Below are 18,025 nucleotides of genomic sequence, written 5' to 3'. Positions count from 1 at the left end.
GAGTGAAGCCGAGGTACAGCAAGCATTTGGTTCTTCTCGATAATAAAAAAGTTTTTCGATACCTGTTTCAGATACAGCCCATAGGTGTATTATAATAGTATCCCGACACCAGGAGGTTGATAACGATGGATAACCAAAGTAGATCCGAACTGGCGAATAGGGATGGCCTGTCACGGCCGAGAGGCTTAAATAGACAGGTTGTCGGAAACAATTATGAAATGGGCTATGATCAGGATAAAAGTCCACCAGATTTAGGGAGACCCTGATCACAAAAAGGCGAGGACAGGCACTTTGGGATCACACAGCACATTGGAACTGAGGTAGGACACTCTTGGGAGACCAAGGCTAGAGACCTTAAGGAAAGAAGTGATGCGGGATGGATAAAGTGGAGTTTCCGAGCAAGCGTAAAGTAATCAGGCGAGGCTGACAGGAAATTCAAATGAACATGAAATGTGGTTCGTTGAAGACAGATGGAAGCAACATCGCAACAGTGTAATCGAACCCGTAAAGTAAATGAAGTATTGAAAGTATAGGGGTGAAGCCCCGGGACCGCCTTCTTCTCTGGCTTTGGCTAGGGAGGAAGACGGTCCTTTTCACATTGGAAGCTACTTTTGAGAAAGTTGCTCGACCGTTTCTCGGAAGGTATCAATAAAGGCTTCGGCAGCTTTAGACAAATAACGTCCGTTTCGGTAAGCAATGGCCAGGGTACGGCTAGGGGTAGGTTCGGCGAGTGGCAATAATGCTGGAACAAACTCGCTGCTGGCGGCCCGGGCGATAAAACGGGGGACGAGTGTCACTCCCATACCTGTCGCTACGAGCGATTGGAGCGTCTCCATATTAGTGCTCTCAAACACCACATTAGGTTCAAAGCCCGCTTGATGACACAAATCCATCGTCAGCTTGCGAAAGCCTTGCCCTTTTTTCAGCACGACAAAAGGCTCATCTTTCAGTTCTTCCATATGCACAGGCTGTGGATGGCCTCCGTTTTTACGCAGGGCTAGGGGGTGACCTGGAGGAACGGCTAGATCAATCCACTCTTCACCGATGGGCACATAGGAAAGTGTAGGTTCAACTAATGGAAGAGATAGCAGGCTGAGATCTGTATCCCCACTGGCAGTTTTTTTCTCCAGATTCATGGATGAATCCTCGACTAACACGATTTCAATGTCGGGATGAGCCTTTTTGAATACAGGCAGCACATGCGGCAGCAAATGAGAACCTGTGATAGGCATACTGCCAACCACAACCTTCCCTTTTCGCAGTTGAGAAATGTCGTCCATTTCCTGCCGGAGCTGCTCGACTGCATCGACTATTTTTTTTGCCTTTTCTACAAAGCTCGCTCCTGCATGTGTTAATTCCACCGTGCTGGTGTTGCGTTGAAATAAAAGTACCCCAAGTTCTTTTTCCAGTTTGGATAATTGTTGGCTCAAAGAGGGCTGAGCAATATGCAGTTTTTCTGCTGCTCGTGAGAAGTTTTTTTCCGCTGCAATTTGCAGGGTGTACTGAAGCTGTCTGAATTCCATCGAATTTTGCGCCCCTTGTCTTATAAGCTTTACCTATTACATTATAGACTGATTATACAATAATAAAATGAAATTCCCAATCTTAACGAATCTCATGTGTCACAAGTTTTATATAGATGAAGCGTTTTTATACAAATAGAGTCTTTTAATACAGATAAGCAATTCATTTAACATTCTCCTGATAAAACGTGATTAATCTTAGTTCTGGTGTACAAAAAAGTGTCTGGGAGGAAAATGAATGCTAAAATGTTGGGGGATACATACGAAAAAATCGGTGGCTGCACTCGTAGCGACTATGATGCTAGCAGTAAGCGGTGGGACGGCGATGGCAGTCGAAAAGGACACGTCGATTAAAAACGTAATTATTTTGATTCCAGACGGTATGGCTAATGACGCCACTGCACTGGCTAGATGGTACAAAGGCTCCTCCTTAACGTTAGACAGCATGGCAAGCGGCATGGTGCGTACGCATTCTGCGGATGCTCCAATTGCCGATTCTGCTCCAGCGGGTACTGCTTTTGCCACAGGACATAAATCACATACTGGGTATGTAGGTGTCCTTCCTGATGAAGCGACAATGCCTGGACAACAACCCATTGCAGCGGGTGACGCCAAAAAGCCTGTAGCTTCCATTCTTGAGGCTTCCAAGCTGGCAGGAAAATCAACCGGAATTATTGCGACTTCCGAGATTATGCATGCGACACCAGCTGATTTTACCGCACATTATCCTGATCGTAAAAATTATGATGCACTCAGCATGCAGCAAGCCTACAACGGGGTTGACGTAGTGTTAGGTGGAGGCGGCAAGTTTTTGGAGGCAGCAGGGCGTAAAGATGGCCAAGATTTGGTAGCCCAAATTAAAGACCAGGGTTATGACTTTGTCACGACACCTGAAGGGTTGAAAAAATCGACCTCCAGCAAGCTCTGGGGCAGCTTTTCTCCCGAAGCCCTTGCGTATAACCTGGATCGCGATGCATCCAAGGAACCTAGTCTGGCGGAAATGACATCGAAAGCCATTGATGTGTTGTCCAAAAACGATAAAGGCTTCTTCTTAATGGTAGAAGGCAGTAAAGTGGATTGGGCCGCCCATGCAAATGATCCAACCGGAATTATCAGTGACGTGCTTTCATTTGACGATGCAGTGAAAGTTGCTGTGGATTACGCCAAACAAAACCAAAATACAGTCGTCGTAGCAGTGACAGACCACGGAAATGGTGGATTGACGATTGGTAGCAGCGATACAACTAGCAATTATGATAAAACACCTTTAGCTTCTTTTATAGACCCGCTGAAAAAAGCGAAGCTGACGGGTGAAGGCTTGGAAGCCAAGCTGAATGCAGATCGCAGCAATATTAAAGAGGTGCTTTCCACATATTTTGGCATCACTGATTTGACAGACGAAGAAGTAAAAACCATTAAAGATGCCAAAGAAGGCAGCATGAACTATGCTGCTGGACCGATCATTAGCAAACGTGCAAATATTGGCTGGACTACAGGCGGACATACAGGAGGCGATGTCGTGTTGTACACGTACGCGCCGAACGGAGATCGTCCAACCGGTGTAATCGACAATACAGATGTCAATAAATATATGACACGTGTACTCGGACTGGATTTGGATACGGTCAGTAAGCAGCTGTTTGTTCCTGCAAAAGCTGCTTTTGAAGCTAAAGGATCCAAGTTTACTGCGGACACGAAAGTCATTACAGTGACCAAAGGCAGTAACAAGCTGGAGCTTCCAGTATACAAAAATATAGCTACGCTGAATGGTAAAAATACCACGCTCAACGGTGTAGTTGTATTTAACGGTGTTGATTATTTTGTACCCCAGCAGGCGATTGATTTGATTCAGTAGTAAGCAGAACCATCGACAAGGGCTGTTTCTTCCATTAGAGGAAGAGACAGCTTTTTTTGTGTTGATATAAATGTGTATTTTTTGGGGCAGAAGTTGGAGGCGGTTTTTATAAGATGGGATTTTTTGTGAAACTAATCACGTTACAACCTCTCCGATATTGCTAGAATAATACATGTACGGTACAAGCCGTTGATGATGTGAAGTCCGGATGGACGAGGGAAGAAGGGATGAGTCACGGACGAATTATTACTGCGTCTAGCTGACGGCAAGGAATGGACGCATACGGAAATGATGGAGCTGCTGACACGTCTGGATGATGAGCCGACGCTGCGGGCTCAACTGAGACACCTGGCAGCTCGCACTAAATTGGAGCGCTATGGCAAAGGTGTTTTTTTACGGGGATTAATTGAATTCTCCAGTATATGTCGTCAGGACTGCATGTACTGTGGGCTGCGCGCTTCGAATAAACAGGCAGATCGTTACCGTTTGAAGCCAGAAGAAATTCTGGCCTGTTGTGCGGAGGGGTATGAACTCGGTTATCGGACCTTTGTGCTGCAAAGTGGGGAAGATTACTGGTTTACAGCAGCCCGGCTGACGAAATTGATTCGGGAAATTAAAAGCCGTTTTGCGGATGTGGCGGTTACACTGTCCATCGGTGAACGGGATGATGAAACTTATGAGCAATTATACGAGGCTGGCGCGGACCGTTTTTTGCTGCGGCATGAGACAGCTTCTCCCCATTTGTACGCCAAGCTGCATCCGACGATGACGATGGAAAGCAGGCGCAGCCGTCTGCTGGCTTTGCAACGAATCGGTTTTCAGATCGGGGCCGGATGTATGGTGGGGTTACCAGGACAAACGAATAGTGAATTAGCAGACGATTTGGTTTATCTACACAGCCTGTCACCAGATATGATCGGGATTGGTCCCTTTTTACCGCATAGCAACACGCCACTTCGGGATGCCAGTCAGGGGAGCATGGAAAAGGCACTCGATATTATTTCGTTATCCCGATTGGTCGTTCCAGATGCACTTATTCCGGCGTCTACGGCAATGGGAACGATTCATCCCCAAGGCAGGGAGAAGGCGCTTCAGGCGGGAGCGAATGTGGTGATGCCCAATTTGTCGCCACTGGCGGTGAGACCTAAGTATGCGATTTATGAGAATAAAATATGTTTGGGCGATGAGTCTGCCCAATGTCGACATTGCCTGGAACTGCGGATTCGCGGAGCGGGATTTGAAGTCGATATGGGGCGCGGCGATAGTTTGAGGGTGCAACGACAGCTTATGAGACAGTAAACTTTGTGAGGCCATAACGGAAACATTGCAGTAACCATAAATAAGGAGATGGGTATACGTGAGTGGAGTACGAGAGAAAGTGTCGGCGGATTTTATTAATGAAGCAGAAATTATGGCGGCAGTGGAGCAGGGGAAACAAGAGGCAACAGATCGACACCGTATTTTAGAAATTTTAGAAAAGGGGAGAGCCTGCCGGGGACTGAGTGCGAGTGAAGCGGCGGCTCTTTTGCATGTGGATGATCCTGAATTATTGGAAGAGATGTTCAAATCTTCGAGGGCAGTCAAAGAACAAATTTATGGCAACCGGATTGTGCTGTTCGCCCCTTTATATGTAAGCAACCACTGCGTGAATAACTGTGAATATTGTGGTTATAAACATACCAATGACAGCTTTACTCGTAGCCGTCTGACACCGGAGGAATTGGTGGAGGAGGTTAGAGTGCTTCAAGAACTGGGACACAAGCGGCTCGTGCTGGAAGCGGGGGAAGACCCAGTCCATTGTCCCATTGACTATATCGTCGATTGTCTGCGTCAGATCTATGAGGTCAAGGTAGATAACGGCAGCATACGGCGGATCAATGTGAATATTGCATCCACAACCGAGGAGGACTATCGGAAGCTGGCAGAGGTAGGCATTGGTACGTATATTTTATTTCAGGAAACGTATCATCGGGAAAGCTATCGTAAATTCCACCTACAGGGACCAAAGCGGGACTTTGATTGGCACACCACCGCAATGGACAGAGCCATGCGTGCGGGTATAGATGATGTGGGGATCGGTGTGTTGTACGGCTTGTATGATTTCCGCTATGAGACCGTCGCGATGCTGAAACATGCTGAGCACTTGGAAGAAGCCTTTGGCTGCGGCCCTCACACGGTTTCAGTTCCACGATTGCGTCCGGCTGAAAATGTAGACTTGGAGCGATATCCGTACCTGGTCAACGATGATGATTTTATGAAAATTGTATCCGTTCTTCGACTGGCTGTCCCTTATGCTGGCATGATCCTGTCCACTCGCGAGGAGCCGGAATATAGAGACCGCGTCATTGGTTTAGGCGTGTCGCAGATTAGTGCAGGTTCAGCTACAGGTGTAGGGGCATATGCAAAACAGGAAACTGATGATAAGCCTCAATTTGAGGTGGGGGATCATCGCTCACCATCGGAAATTATTAAAAGTTTGTGCCGTGGCGGATATATGCCGAGCTACTGCACAGCTTGCTACCGTGAGGGGCGAACTGGGGATCGTTTCATGGAGCTTGCCAAATCAGGACAAATTCATAATGTGTGCCAGCCGAATTCGCTGCTGACCTTCCAAGAATATCTGCTGGATTATGGGGATGAGGAGGCGCGTGAACTGGGAGCTGCCGCTCTGCGAGAGAATCTGGAGCGTATACCACGTGAATCGACGCGCCGTTTGACGCTTGACAGACTGGAACGACTGGAAGCAGGCGAACGTGATTTGTATTTTTAGTAATTTATATTATTCGTAGTATCATTTCACGCTATGAAAATTCTCATGGTTTATAATAGAACTTGAAAATGAAAAGCAGTCGCGTTGGAATCAGCGCGACTGCTTTTGTGTGTCTGGAAAAAAATATTAATGATGAGATGAGGTCTTTTAGGAATAACTGCCGGCTTCTACAGCTTGCTCCCATGCCAGCATAGCAGATGGGAAGCATTCAATAGCACGGGGAAAGACCCCCTGTACATAAGCGATGAAAATACCATAGTTCACAATCGGCACCCCGGCAGCTTTTGTTTCCGACATTCGATGAAGCATCGTACGCCGATTGAGCATGCATGCACCGCAATGAATAACCAGTGCGTATTCGCTCAGATCATCAGGGAAGCTGGAGCCGGATGCATGCTCGATGATGAGACGTTTGCCTATCGTTTGGCGGAGCCAGCGGGGAATTTTCACTCGACCAATATCGTCAGATTGGCATTGGTGAGTGCAGGCTTCGGCAATGAGTACACGGTCTCCATCCTTGAGGCGATCAATGGCTCTTGCACCTCGTACCAGTTCGTCCAGATCGCCTTTATGACGGGCAAACAGGATGGAAAAAGAGGTAAGAGGCACATCCTTAGGCGTGTCGGCCGCTACTTTCATAAAAACCTGTGAATCGGTAATGACCAAGCGAGGCTTGCGTCCCAATCTCTCCAGCGTCAATCGTAGTTCATGTTCTTTGGTCACTACAGCGATGGCATCACTCTCTAGTGTATCGCGGATTGTTTGCTGCTGTGGCAGGATCAATCGGCCTTTTGGTGCAGCTTTGTCGATGGGAACGACCAGCACAACAACATCGCCGGGTGACAACAGGTCACCGACGATACGGAAACGATCCTCGTTTTGAGGGAGCGTATTAGTAATAGCCTTTTTCAGTTCCGTGTCTCCCCAAAGCAAAGATGCACTGAAAGGAATCAGGGTGAGATCCAGTTCAGTTGCCAGCTTTGTAGCCGTTTTATCTGATTCAGTAAGGGTATCTATTTTATTCAATACCCCAATAACAGGAATCTTTTTGGTGCGGAGCTTTTCGAGTAGCTCATGCTCGAATGGTCCGACACCAACGGTGGCGTCGATAACGAGCAGGGCCAAGTCTGTACTATTAAGTATTTCGAGCGTTTTGTTGCGGCGCAGCTCTCCGATCTCACCCTCATCGTCCAGTCCGGCGGTATCCACCAGAACAATGGGACCCGCAGGGAGCAGCTCCATTGGTTTGAAAACGGGGTCCGTGGTCGTACCACCTACAGGAGATACCACAGCGGCGGGCTGACCGGTCAGGGTGTTCAGAATGCTGGATTTGCCTGCGTTGCGGCGACCGAGCAGGACGATATGTGGTCGGTTGCTACGAGGGGTATCATTCATTCCCATGGTGAGTTCCTTCTTCCTGTCCCGGAATTCCGGGCTTGGTTACTGTATAGGGATGGCATAATTGGTCAATCCGCGAACGGGTCAGTAGGCCGCGATCTTCTACAATATCCTCTGGTGCGCGACCTTGCACAATGGCTGCAGATGCAATAGAGGCAGCTTCATCATAGCCAAGCTCCGCGACCAGCGCAGAAGCCATCACGGCTGAGTTACGCAGATTTGTAGTACAGCGTTCCTCACGCACGATCAGGCCGCGCACACATCGCTCCTCGAATAGTCGAACCGCGCTGTTCAGAATATGTAGCGATTCCAGCAGCGATTCGGCAATCAGCGGCAGGAATGCGTTTAGCTCCAACTGACCGGAGGCAGCGGCCATAGTGATAGCCGCATCTTCGGCTATCACACGCATGGCTGTGAGTCCTGCCATTTCAGCTATTACCGGATTGACCTTGCCAGGCATAATAGAGGATCCCGCCTGAACTGGAGGCAGCGTGTATTCGCCAAAACCACCGAAAGGACCAGAGGCCAGTAGGCGAAAATCGCCAGATATTTTGTACAGATTGACGGCAGCTGATTTGAGTAGACCGGACACCTCGACAAAGACATCCATATTTTGAATCGGGTCCATCGGGTGGTCACTGCGACTCAGTCCAAAGCCAGTCTCATCCGCCAGCTTTTCGACCATCCGATAGCTGTATGCGCGGGGCGCGTTCATACCTGTGCCAATCGCCGTGCCCCCAATAGGGATTTCCCGCAGCCGCTCTTCAGCTTTATAGAGACGCCAGCGGTCGCGCGCTATAGCCTTTGCGTAGGCACCAAAGCCCTGCCCGGCCATCATGGGCAGAGCATCCATTAGCTGAGTGCGGCCTAGCTTGAGCAAGTCGGCATATTCTGTTTCTTTGTGCTGTAAAGCATCCTGTAACGAAGACATCGTGTCACATAAAGGCCGAAGCAGCCGTATCGCTGCAATTCGTAGCGCTGTCGGATAGACATCATTCGTAGACTGGCAGCAGTTCACATCATCCAGCGGATGTAAAATCTCATACTGCCCTGGTCTGCCTCCTAGCTGTACGATGGCCAAATTAGCAATGACCTCATTTACATTCATATGGGTACTGGTGCCTGCGCCGCCTTGCATGGCATCCACGGTAAACATATGTTGATGCCTCCCGGCGAGTAATTCGTCGCAGGCATTTACAATGGCAGAGGCCCGTTGGGCAGGAAGCCGGTTCTGCTCACCATTCACTTGAGCGGCTACTTTTTTTACCAACACAAGAGCGTGGATCAAGTTATGGTTCACGGGCCTGCCACTGACCGCAAAATTGTTCATCGCGCGTGCAGTGTGAATACCGTAAAAGGCATCTGCGGGAATTTCCATCTCTCCTAGCGCATCCCGCTCGGTTCGCGTATTTGTAGGCAGAGAAAGACCTTCAGTCATAGACCCGTTGCTGGAATGCGTGTCATATGCAGTAGCTGACGTGCACTTGCAGCGCGTTTTTCCTCAACACGGGCGTGAACCAGATCTGGTTCGACCAGCTTGAGGGCTTGTGTTGGACATTTACCAATACAGGCCGGACCGCCGTCCACGCCTTCGCACAAATCACATTTGCTGGCAATCATGCGTTCTTTGGGTTGCAAACGACCTGACATATTGGTATACAATCCGTCCTGCACTACAGGCTGCCCGTTTCGATACTCGGGTACCATGGTAATCGCGCCGTAAGGGCAGGCGATCATGCAGGTTTTACAGCCAATGCAGCTTTCACTATTAATGAGAATGCAGCCATCTGCATTCGTAATGGAGCCGTTCGGACAAGCGTTGGCGCATGGGGCATCCTCACAGTGACGACACTGAACGGGTGCGGTGACTCCAAATGATTTGATAACCTTCAAACGAGGGTGAAAATGAAACTCATCATCCGGCGAGATAAAAGGGTTCTCCGTTGAATGTGCGATGACACATGCGATTTCACAGGTACGACAGCCGATACACTGATCGGGATCAGCTAAAACAAAACGGTTCATACAATTCGACTCCTCTCTAACTAACGACAAATATAATGTATACAGCATAAAAATAACTTAACTTAACGTATTAATGAATGGAGTAACCCGTATCCCCTTTGGTGGAAATAGTGCTACTGCGGCTTTGCTTGCCGGGCCCCCGTTGTTGGAAGGTCGTGTGCAGCAGATGATGCGACACATGACCCAGCGGCTCACCTAAAAATTCATCATAAAGTTTGATGATGTGAGGGTTCTCATGCGATTTTCGTACCTGGTGTGCAGCATCATGTCCATAGATGGAGGATTTACGTGCCCGATAAGCTTCAATTCGTTGCTTTTCTAACATGAGCTTGGGTTGTCCCCCTCCGCTGATACATCCAGCAGGGCAGCCCATCACCTCAATAAAATGATAATCACATTCGCCCGCCTGGACACGATCCAATAGCTGATAGGCATGTTGTAGCCCGGCGACGACCGCTACCTTGAGCTGCAGCTTGCCTACCTGAACCTCAGCTACTCGAATGCCTTCCTCACCACGAACAAAATCGAGTTGGAGCTTCGGCAGTTTTTCATTTGTCAGCAGCTCGTAACCTGTACGGATGGCAGCTTCCATGACTCCTCCGGTGACTCCAAAAATGGAGCCTGCACCTGAATATTGTCCTAACGGTGAATCGAATTCTTCATCAGGCAGGTTCGCAAAATCAATTCCGCGCTGCTTGATCCAGTATGCAAGTTCACGCGTGGTCAGTACCTCATCCACATCACGGTAACCGTCAGATTCCATTTCGGGACGATCGCACTCAAATTGTTTACAGGTACATGGCATGATGGCAACGCTGTATATATTCGCAGGTTCCACCTCGTCCAGTTGTGCGCCATAAGATTTGATTAGCGCTCCTAACATTTGCATCGGAGATTTGCAGCTGGATAGATGGTCTAGCAGATCGGGATATTCTATTTCTGCAAATCGGACCCATGCTGGACAGCAGGATGTGAACATGGGTAAGGGACCGCCTTCGGTCACGCGACGAATCAATTCAGTGCCTTCCTCCATAATGGTCACGTCAGCTCCAAAGTTGGTGTCGTATACCCGATCGAAGCCAAGGCGGCGCAAAGCAGCAGCCATTTTCCCAGGCGTCAAGGTGCCGAACGGCATTCCGAATTCCTCCGCGAGTGAAACACGAATGGCAGGAGCACATTGGACGATCCGAAACTGTCCAGGTTTGGTCATCATATCGGCTACCTTATTCAAGTTGTAGCTATAATAGGCAGCGAATAGCGGCTCTCTGATGTCGGCAGGCATATCGCGTTCTTGGATACGTTCCAGCCGTCTAGCGGCGCCTTCCTGTGGAGATGAACCTGCCCAGTCAGATGCGTATACGCTGCATATTTGTACACATTGACCGCAAATAACACATCGGTCTGCATTAACGGTTTGCGGTTCTCCGGGCAGTCCCTCTATGGCATCTACTGGACAAACCTCAGCACAACGTCTGCATCCCGTGCAGAGCGTAGGGTCAATATGAATGACAGGGTCTGTGCAATCAGTCGTCTTCATACAAGGAGGTGAAGAGATCTTGTCTATTGTGGTTGACATGTTTTTCTACCTTTCTGCGGCTGATTTTGACCTTATAGGCGTGGGAAAAAGACTTCCCGCCGAGGCTCTGGAGGTGAGTCGGATATACCTTTGGCCAGCCGTAGGACATGATTCGGGCAGGCCTCTACACATGCAGGCTGTCCGTTCTCTGTTTCCGCGCACAGATCGCATTTGCTTGCCGCGGTGCGGGGAAGGGCGACTCGATTTGCACGGTGAGTCAGGCCGGACTGCGTTACAACGTGTCCTGCCCGGTAGACCGGAGACACCTCAATCGCCCCGAAAGGGCAGGCCAAAACACAGGAGGTACAGCCGATACATCGTTCCTCATCTATCATGACGACGCCGTCCTCCTGACGAATGGCCTGTACCGGACAGGCATGTGCGCAGGGGGCATTTTCGCAATGCCGGCATTGCACCGGCACATACATCTCCCCTGTACGTACAACATACACCTTGGGTAAAACAGGTACGCTGACGGTTCCGACCGAAGCTCCTATACCGTTAGCCTGACTGTGAACGGCGAAGCACGCCAGTTCACAGGCTTTGCAGCCGATGCACTGCCCGGCGTCTGCGACTACAAAAGAAGAAGCAACAGCGCTTGTTCTACTGGCTGCTCCCATTCTATTCGTCGAAGCTGACCGGTTATCTGTCGGACGGTGCATCATATTCCCTGTGCCGCTCATCTCGTCACCTTATCAGCCAAAACAGCTTCCTGGACGTTCATCTGTCTGCGAATCCGTTGGTACGATTCATGTACATCACGTTCGGCCTGCACTTGGTCGGCGATCCGTTCCAGACGGATGGCACAGTATTTTAATTCCGGGGTTTTGGATACCGGATCGAGAAAATCAGCGGTCAGCTCGTTACATGCTCCAACCCACCAGTGATAGGTCATGTAGGTCGCACCTTGTTGCACACGGTCACTGATTTGTGCCCGTGCCATGATGCGTCCCCGACGGGAGGATATGGCAACAATTTCACCATCCAGAATATTCAGATCTGCTCCGTCTTCTGGGCTAATCTGAATAAAGCCAGGCTCATCAGACAACTGGCGCAGCGCGCGGCAATTGCCAGTCATGGTACGCACGGAATAGTGACCTACCTCACGGACTGTGGACAAGACAAGCGGGTATTTTGCATCCGGTTGTTCTTGTGGCGGACGCCATTCGCAGGCGAATAATCTGCCTTTGCCACTAGGTGTCGAAAATTGATTTCCTTTATACAAATACGGTGTACCTGGATGATCCTCGGTAGGGCAAGGCCATTGAACGCCGCCTTGCTGCTCCATCTTTTGGTAGCTGGCACCCGAGAATAATGGGCTGAGGCTGCGCATTTCATCCCAAATTTCCTCTGTGTTTGCATAGGACATAGGGTAGCCCATGGCGGTAGCAACCTCGCTAATAATAGCCCAGTCTGGCTTAACATCACCCTGTGGCTCAACGGCTTTGCGGATGCGCTGAAAGCCCCGATCTGCCGAAGAATATACACCGTCATGCTCGCCCCAAGCAGTAGAAGGGAGGATGACATCGGCGTGCAGCGCTGTTTTGTTCATGAAAATATCCTGAACCACGACAAATTCCAATTGGTCTAGGGCTTCACGCAACTCGGCGGCGTTCGGATCACTTTGTACAGGGTCCTCTCCGAAAATGTAATAAGCTTTCAGCTTGTTCTCCTTCAGGATGAGGTGCGGTACCTCCGTAAGTGGATAGCCCTTTTTACGTGGCAGCTCAACACCCCATGCTTTTTCAAACTTTTTGCGAGCTGTGTTGTCTGTTACATCCTGATAGCCAGGGTACACATTCGGCAAAGCGCCCATATCACAGGACCCCTGTACATTGTTTTGTCCCCGTACTGGTCCGATACCGACATTCGGCTTGCCCAGATTTCCCGTCAACAGTGCAAGGGAAGCGAGCCCCTTTACCACATCAACGGCCTGTGAAAATTGACATACGCCCATTCCGTACAAAATTGTAGCGGTAGGGGCCTTTGCATATTCCCTCATAGCCGCCCGGATATCGGCCGCCTTGACCCCCGTAATGCCTTCCGCATATTCGGGAGTATATTTTTTAATGCTGTCTACGTATTCGGCAAATCCTTCTGTGTTTGCTTCCACATATCGTTTGTCGTACAGTCCTTCATGCACAAGTACATGACCAAAAGCGTTCACCAAAGCCATGTTTGAACCGCCCTTTAGGGGTAGCCACATATTCGAAATACGAGCTGTTTCGGTCATGCGCGGATCGCATACAATAATCTTCGCGCCTCTTTGCTTGGCAGCTACAATGCGTCTTGCGACGATCGGATGTGTTTCGGGTGCATTATATCCAAACACGAAAATGAGATCAGAGTGTTCAATTTCAGGAATAGAGTTGGACATAGCTCCATCTCCGAGCGAGTAAGTCAAACCTGCCACAGAAGGGCCGTGGCATACACGAGCGCAATGGTCAATATTGTTCGTGCCAATGACCGCCCGCATGAACTTTTGCATGACATAATTGGCTTCATTTCCCGGACCGCGTGCGGAGCCCGTTCCCATAATGGAGTCGGGTCCGTATTTTTCCTTAATTGCTGACAGCCGTTCGGCAGTATATTGAATGGCTTCCTTCCACTCCACTTCCTCCATAACTCCATTTTTGCGAATCATGGGCTTGCGCAAGCGTGCAGTCAGAATTTGTGGGTCATTCAAAAAATCCCATCCATAGTGTCCTTTCAGACACAACGTTCCTTCATTCGTACGACCACCAGCCGGCTCTGCGCCAATTACCTGTCCTTTTTCCACCAGCAAATGAAGCTGACAACCGCTCCCGCAGTAGGGACATACGGTTAATACCTTGTCTGCCATAAGTGCAGCACCTCTTTTATATGAAATAGATGAAACTCGTAACATAAAAAAAGCCAATACAAAAATGCCGCTTTACGCTGCATCCTGTACTGGCTTATCCGCGAGCGAGGAGACAAGCTCCTTCCCGCTAATCCAACCGGTGTATGTGTTGTAGTTCTAGAGAAATGATAATGTGTCCGTCTCCATGGACGGAGGGGCAGACCTCCCAAGTATAAGTGAAGGGACTGCCGAGTGTTTTTTCGGCTTCGTTCATAAACTCCTTTTCCAGATAGGGACGAAGGACGTTCCAATATTCCCTGACCTTGTCCTCGGCCCCTTCATGAACGAGAATTTCGGACAAATTAGACAATGTACCTCGAATTTCTACCGTAATCCGGAGCGGCGAATCCAGTGAAACCTTGACGTTGTCCGGTCCTTTTCCACGGTAGTGCTTGACAATACATACGGCCAACTTCCTGATGCGCTCACGGTATTCCAATTCGGTATTCAACATCTGGACACTCCGCTTCGAATCAAAATAAAGGCGTACTTGCCGCGCATGCCAGACAGCCTGTGCAGCTGGTTTTAGAACAAAACGTAACCGTCCCGACCCAAGTGGTCTGCCCAGCACGGCGTATCACCCTTCTATGGTAGAACAGGTTGACCCGGAAAGATGTGAAATTCATTACACTGAACCAAAAATTTACATAGATTAGACCACTCTTGAAGTAGCTATACCTCTATGGTTTGTATGATGCTTCTCATTCCGTCGTGTTGTTTGTACAGTTCCAATACAAAAGCAGTGGAATGACATACTATGGGCTGAGATTAGTAAATGGCATTCTCAAAGCCCTCTATACTGAAATGGCTCAGTGCAAATCTCAGAGATTTATAGTGAATTATTCATTTATATGATTTGCAATATCAATTTATTATTACATTGGACGGAAATGCTAGTCGAACTCCAGAAGGCATAGATATGTTATCCAAGATGGTGGTAAAGTACGGGTTCAAGATGTAGAATCTATGCGATATTCAGTTTGTAGAAGGGCAACGTCAAGGTCGCCAAATGAAGACTTAGTAGGAATTACTGCAACGTGTGGCTGAACATGAAGCCGCAAGTCAAGCCACGTTAGAATAAAGAGAAGAGGTCCGTGCTAAAATGCATGGACCTCTTCAAACCTGTAATAATTGATTTTTTATGAAACTTTACTGTTTAACCAGAACGGATAAATCGCCTTCAAAAACTTGCTCCTCTTTCTTGTTGAAAGTCGACAGCAATACAGTAACGAGTCCTGTTCCATTCCTCATCTTTTTTACTCCAATCACTTCAACAATGGTGTACAATTCGTCGCCTGGATATACTGGTTTAATAAATTTAATATTATTCATAGCAGTTCCAGCAATAACCTCATCACCGTAACCGCCTGTTTCAACCCAAAGCTTAAAAGAAACAGCTAATGTTTGAATTCCTGAAGCGATAATTCCATTAAACCTGCCTTGTAATGCTTTCTCTTCATCTAAATGCATATATTGCGGGTCAAACTCCCTTGCAAATCTGGTAATATCCTCTTTAGTTAATTTTAAAGACTTGGTTTTAAATACTTGTCCGATATAAAATTCATGAAACCGCATTATTACACCTCTTGATTAAATTATTTGCTTATTTATAGAGTAGCATAATATCACCAATCAAGTTAAGCTGCCCGTTAGCTTAATGACGTATTGTCCGTCTACAACTTTATATTCACCGAACAATATTTCCCTTTAAAACTCGTAGCGTTATAGCAGCAAATTAATTTAAGATACAAGTATGAAAAGCCTCTGATAATTCAGCGGATTTTTGTAGTCCCACTCAGTAAGTAATCCTCCGTACTTTTGTACAGTCAGATCAATGTAAGTGTCTGTTTTTTGAAGGATTATATTTCCATTACCATAAGTCTCACTGGTAACAGTGGCAAGGTTATTTGACTTCAATGCAGAGTGACTCTTTGGAACTGCTTATTTTATATACTTCGACATTCGATGCAAATAAATAAAAATTATTGACAACTGTTAAATTATGGACAACAATAGAATGCAATAATATATAAATATTGGTACTTCTGTATGAAGGGTGGTTTATCTATGAAAGTTACACCCACGATTAGAGCAGAATTGGAACAATATCTAAAACAAGAAGGTTTGAGCATGATGGAGTTTGGGCATATAGCGGGCATGAATAGGGGGATAGTAAGTAGCATAGTGTCAGGCAATAAATCTATGTCTGTTAACCAGATAGATCGCATTACCGAGGCTATGGGTTTACCAGAAGGCTACTTTTACGACCTATTTATAGAAAACTACATCATCGACACCCCCCCGAATATGAGACGAATAGAGCCATTTTTGTATCGTTGTGCGGAATTGGACAAGCTGGATGCGATCCGTCGAGTGGTAGGAACCATTATGGACAACCTACTCTATTCGCCTAAACTATTTGATATGGCAGAAGTGCTATTAGCACAGGGACGACATGATGCTGCGTTGCTGTTCTATGAGGGTGTAGCTGAAACGGAGAAGTACCAACATTCTGAACGATTGGCGATCTGTCAGTATCGAATGTTCACGATTCAGGTTGGGGACGATCAAAGCCGCAATCTCAAGGCAGCTACGTTGTTCGAGCCTTACATTGAACGTCTGGATGAAATGGACCAACTTGACGCATTGAAGGATTTGGCTAATGTGTACAGGTCTTTGCGTAAGTGGGACAAGGTTGAGGAAATGGCAAGGCAAATGAGAGGGAAAGCTGAAGTACAATATTCCATAAAGCATCAGCAGAAGAATCGAAAGAACAGGGCGCATGAAAAGGAAACCAGAAATCCGTTATTTGGATACATTGCTTACGCCGATTTGTTGTGTGCTAGTGTTTGTGAAGCCCAAGGCGATTATCAACAAGCCCTACTATATACATACGCCTATGCGAATTTAGATTGGGTCAAAGAGACTGATGAAGATACTCAACACTGGGTAAACTTGTTCAGTCAGTGGGCAGAAGGTAACACGTACGTCAATAAACTCCTGTCTGGAGATGTTAGCGTGCTGCCAGACTATGTTGAATATATAGCGACAACATCAACCGCTAATGAAAATGAGAAACTCTCAAAGCTGTTGAACGTTATGATAGCGGCTAACCGATATGAAATAGATGTGGATGATGTCCTTTCACGTTTTGAAACAAATATTAATTCATTTGCTCAACTCCCAACATCATCTGATATATATACCCAACAAGTAATACCAGACTATTTCGCATGGTTTGCTTACGAAATGGCTCATTATTATTTACATCGGGTGAAATACAGTGATGGCTTTAAATACTTGATGTATGCAATGGCAAAGTCACATATAATAACTAATGAAACAAACTTTATAAATTGTATTGGTCTGTTTATGCGTTTTCAAGTCCATGCGACTCCTGAAATCAAAACAGAGTTCTCCAATCTAATTGAAAAGGTGTGGTTAAGTAATGTTGAAAAAAATGGCATTGTTAATTGTTGCGAGTAGCTTTTTGTTTTTTATAACTGTACCCGCTCACAATCATGAGCAGCTTATTCAGACCCTTGTACAAATTGGGGGATTCTAAAGCTAAAGAAAGCTCTGCCGACCATAAGGTTAGCAGAGCTTTTTTCAGTGCAGGAATTACCACAGAATTCACCGAATGACTATCTTGATTATACATATACAGTGTTAAACTTGGATATAGGATTGTTTGTAGCTGCATTAAGCCAGGTAAGAGTATATGTAGTGCAGCCGTTGGGTGATGATATGGTGGAAGTTGTAGACAACGGTAGCGCAGTAGAGAAGATTACCCCGGATGCCATCAAGATTAACGGATCATTTCTCAAAGATCGGGTAGAAGCGCAACTGTAGGAGAATCCTTTAATGTCCCTAAAGGATGGGGTCATGTTAAACTTCGTATGAAGAATCACTCTGATCATCCAGTAAAGGTGAGTTTAATTCACAACGGTTCAACAAACTATATATTGATGCATTAGTAATCACTCCTCACGACACA

15 protein-coding genes are annotated in these 18,025 nt (G+C 47.3%); 6 read left to right on the top strand and 9 right to left on the bottom strand.

The window, feature by feature from the left end:
- Nucleotides 1-125 precede the first annotated feature (125 nt).
- Complete coding sequence (locus tag ACWGXJ_RS14450; RefSeq protein ID WP_023989112.1) at nt 126-266, top strand: hypothetical protein; 141 nt, start codon at nt 126-128, stop codon at nt 264-266.
- A gap of 339 nt (nt 267-605) precedes the next feature.
- On the opposite strand, the gene ACWGXJ_RS14445 is transcribed toward ACWGXJ_RS14450, so the two are convergent.
- Nucleotides 606-1,523 carry a LysR family transcriptional regulator gene (locus ACWGXJ_RS14445; protein ID WP_165177151.1) on the bottom strand — a complete coding sequence of 306 codons (918 nt, stop codon included), beginning with the start codon at nt 1,521-1,523 and terminating at the stop codon, nt 606-608.
- 238 nt (nt 1,524-1,761) lie between these two features.
- Between ACWGXJ_RS14445 and ACWGXJ_RS14440 the strand changes: the two genes are divergently transcribed.
- The 3 genes from ACWGXJ_RS14440 to hydG all read left to right on the top strand — a co-directional run bounded on the left by ACWGXJ_RS14440 (nt 1,762) and on the right by hydG (nt 6,148).
- A complete protein-coding gene (locus ACWGXJ_RS14440) occupies nt 1,762-3,378 on the top strand; it encodes an alkaline phosphatase (protein WP_452567033.1) in 1,617 nt (538 codons plus the stop codon).
- A gap of 249 nt (nt 3,379-3,627) precedes the next feature.
- Nucleotides 3,628-4,677: a [FeFe] hydrogenase H-cluster radical SAM maturase HydE gene (gene hydE, locus ACWGXJ_RS14435; protein WP_452567911.1), complete on the top strand. Its 1,050-nt coding sequence runs from the start codon at nt 3,628-3,630 to the stop codon at nt 4,675-4,677.
- Nucleotides 4,678-4,735: 58 nt separating this feature from the next.
- Complete coding sequence (gene hydG, locus ACWGXJ_RS14430) at nt 4,736-6,148, top strand: [FeFe] hydrogenase H-cluster radical SAM maturase HydG (RefSeq protein WP_322171499.1); 1,413 nt, start codon at nt 4,736-4,738, stop codon at nt 6,146-6,148.
- Nucleotides 6,149-6,295: 147 nt separating this feature from the next.
- Here the strand turns inward: hydG and hydF are convergent, their stop codons facing one another.
- The 8 genes from hydF to ACWGXJ_RS14390 form a co-directional block, all read right to left on the bottom strand.
- A complete protein-coding gene (gene hydF / locus ACWGXJ_RS14425; RefSeq protein ID WP_250261132.1) occupies nt 6,296-7,549 on the bottom strand; it encodes a [FeFe] hydrogenase H-cluster maturation GTPase HydF in 1,254 nt (417 codons plus the stop codon).
- Nucleotides 7,536-8,984 carry an aspartate ammonia-lyase gene (locus tag ACWGXJ_RS14420; protein ID WP_452567032.1) on the bottom strand — a complete coding sequence of 483 codons (1,449 nt, stop codon included), beginning with the start codon at nt 8,982-8,984 and terminating at the stop codon, nt 7,536-7,538. Before ACWGXJ_RS14420 ends, hydF begins: the two co-directional genes overlap by 14 nt.
- A complete protein-coding gene (locus ACWGXJ_RS14415; protein ID WP_061831773.1) occupies nt 8,981-9,571 on the bottom strand; it encodes a 4Fe-4S dicluster domain-containing protein in 591 nt (196 codons plus the stop codon). Before ACWGXJ_RS14415 ends, ACWGXJ_RS14420 begins: the two co-directional genes overlap by 4 nt.
- Nucleotides 9,572-9,641: 70 nt before the next feature.
- A complete protein-coding gene (locus tag ACWGXJ_RS14410) occupies nt 9,642-11,147 on the bottom strand; it encodes a [FeFe] hydrogenase, group A (protein WP_452567031.1) in 1,506 nt (501 codons plus the stop codon).
- 32 nt (nt 11,148-11,179) lie between these two features.
- Nucleotides 11,180-11,830 carry a 4Fe-4S dicluster domain-containing protein gene (locus ACWGXJ_RS14405; protein ID WP_452567030.1) on the bottom strand — a complete coding sequence of 217 codons (651 nt, stop codon included), beginning with the start codon at nt 11,828-11,830 and terminating at the stop codon, nt 11,180-11,182.
- Nucleotides 11,827-13,989: a formate dehydrogenase subunit alpha gene (gene fdhF / locus ACWGXJ_RS14400; RefSeq protein ID WP_061831771.1), complete on the bottom strand. Its 2,163-nt coding sequence runs from the start codon at nt 13,987-13,989 to the stop codon at nt 11,827-11,829. The genes ACWGXJ_RS14405 and fdhF overlap by 4 nt, the downstream gene beginning before the upstream one ends.
- 127 nt (nt 13,990-14,116) lie before the next feature.
- Nucleotides 14,117-14,599 (bottom strand): DUF2294 domain-containing protein, encoded by a 483-nt coding sequence (locus tag ACWGXJ_RS14395; RefSeq protein WP_231109510.1) that lies wholly within the window; start codon nt 14,597-14,599, stop codon nt 14,117-14,119.
- A 578-nt stretch (nt 14,600-15,177) separates the two neighbouring features.
- The gene (locus tag ACWGXJ_RS14390) at nt 15,178-15,603 is read right to left on the bottom strand and encodes a MaoC family dehydratase (RefSeq protein ID WP_452567029.1); all 426 of its coding nucleotides are present in this window, start codon (nt 15,601-15,603) and stop codon (nt 15,178-15,180) included.
- 492 nt (nt 15,604-16,095) lie between these two features.
- On the opposite strand from ACWGXJ_RS14390, the gene ACWGXJ_RS14385 reads away from it, so the two are divergent.
- Both ACWGXJ_RS14385 and ACWGXJ_RS14380 read left to right on the top strand, forming a co-directional pair.
- Nucleotides 16,096-17,514 carry a transcriptional regulator gene (locus ACWGXJ_RS14385; protein WP_452567028.1) on the top strand — a complete coding sequence of 473 codons (1,419 nt, stop codon included), beginning with the start codon at nt 16,096-16,098 and terminating at the stop codon, nt 17,512-17,514.
- Nucleotides 17,515-17,640: 126 nt separating this feature from the next.
- On the top strand, nt 17,641-17,880 hold the full coding sequence (locus ACWGXJ_RS14380) for a hypothetical protein (RefSeq protein ID WP_452567027.1): 240 nt from the start codon (nt 17,641-17,643) through the stop codon (nt 17,878-17,880).
- The last annotated feature ends 145 nt before the right edge of the window (nt 17,881-18,025 follow it).

It is taken from the genome of Paenibacillus sp. S33, from assembly GCF_053615415.1.
The sequence above is the reverse complement of the archived record's forward strand: the minus strand, read 5'-3'. Positions and strand labels throughout refer to the sequence as shown.

Excerpts from the sequence above, each read along its gene's own strand:
- ACWGXJ_RS14450 (WP_023989112.1), top strand. The coding sequence starts at position 126 with ATGGATAACCAAAGTAGATCCGAACTGGCGAATAGGGATGGCCTGTCA.
- ACWGXJ_RS14445 (WP_165177151.1), bottom strand. The coding sequence starts at position 1,523 with ATGGAATTCAGACAGCTTCAGTACACCCTGCAAATTGCAGCGGAAAAA.
- ACWGXJ_RS14440 (WP_452567033.1), top strand. The coding sequence starts at position 1,762 with ATGCTAAAATGTTGGGGGATACATACGAAAAAATCGGTGGCTGCACTC.
- hydF (WP_250261132.1), bottom strand. The coding sequence starts at position 7,549 with ATGGGAATGAATGATACCCCTCGTAGCAACCGACCACATATCGTCCTG.
- ACWGXJ_RS14420 (WP_452567032.1), bottom strand. The coding sequence starts at position 8,984 with ATGACTGAAGGTCTTTCTCTGCCTACAAATACGCGAACCGAGCGGGAT.
- ACWGXJ_RS14415 (WP_061831773.1), bottom strand. The coding sequence starts at position 9,571 with ATGAACCGTTTTGTTTTAGCTGATCCCGATCAGTGTATCGGCTGTCGT.
- ACWGXJ_RS14410 (WP_452567031.1), bottom strand. The coding sequence starts at position 11,147 with ATGTCAACCACAATAGACAAGATCTCTTCACCTCCTTGTATGAAGACG.
- ACWGXJ_RS14405 (WP_452567030.1), bottom strand. The coding sequence starts at position 11,830 with ATGAGCGGCACAGGGAATATGATGCACCGTCCGACAGATAACCGGTCA.
- fdhF (WP_061831771.1), bottom strand. The coding sequence starts at position 13,989 with ATGGCAGACAAGGTATTAACCGTATGTCCCTACTGCGGGAGCGGTTGT.
- ACWGXJ_RS14390 (WP_452567029.1), bottom strand. The coding sequence starts at position 15,603 with ATGCGGTTTCATGAATTTTATATCGGACAAGTATTTAAAACCAAGTCT.
- ACWGXJ_RS14385 (WP_452567028.1), top strand. The coding sequence starts at position 16,096 with ATGAAAGTTACACCCACGATTAGAGCAGAATTGGAACAATATCTAAAA.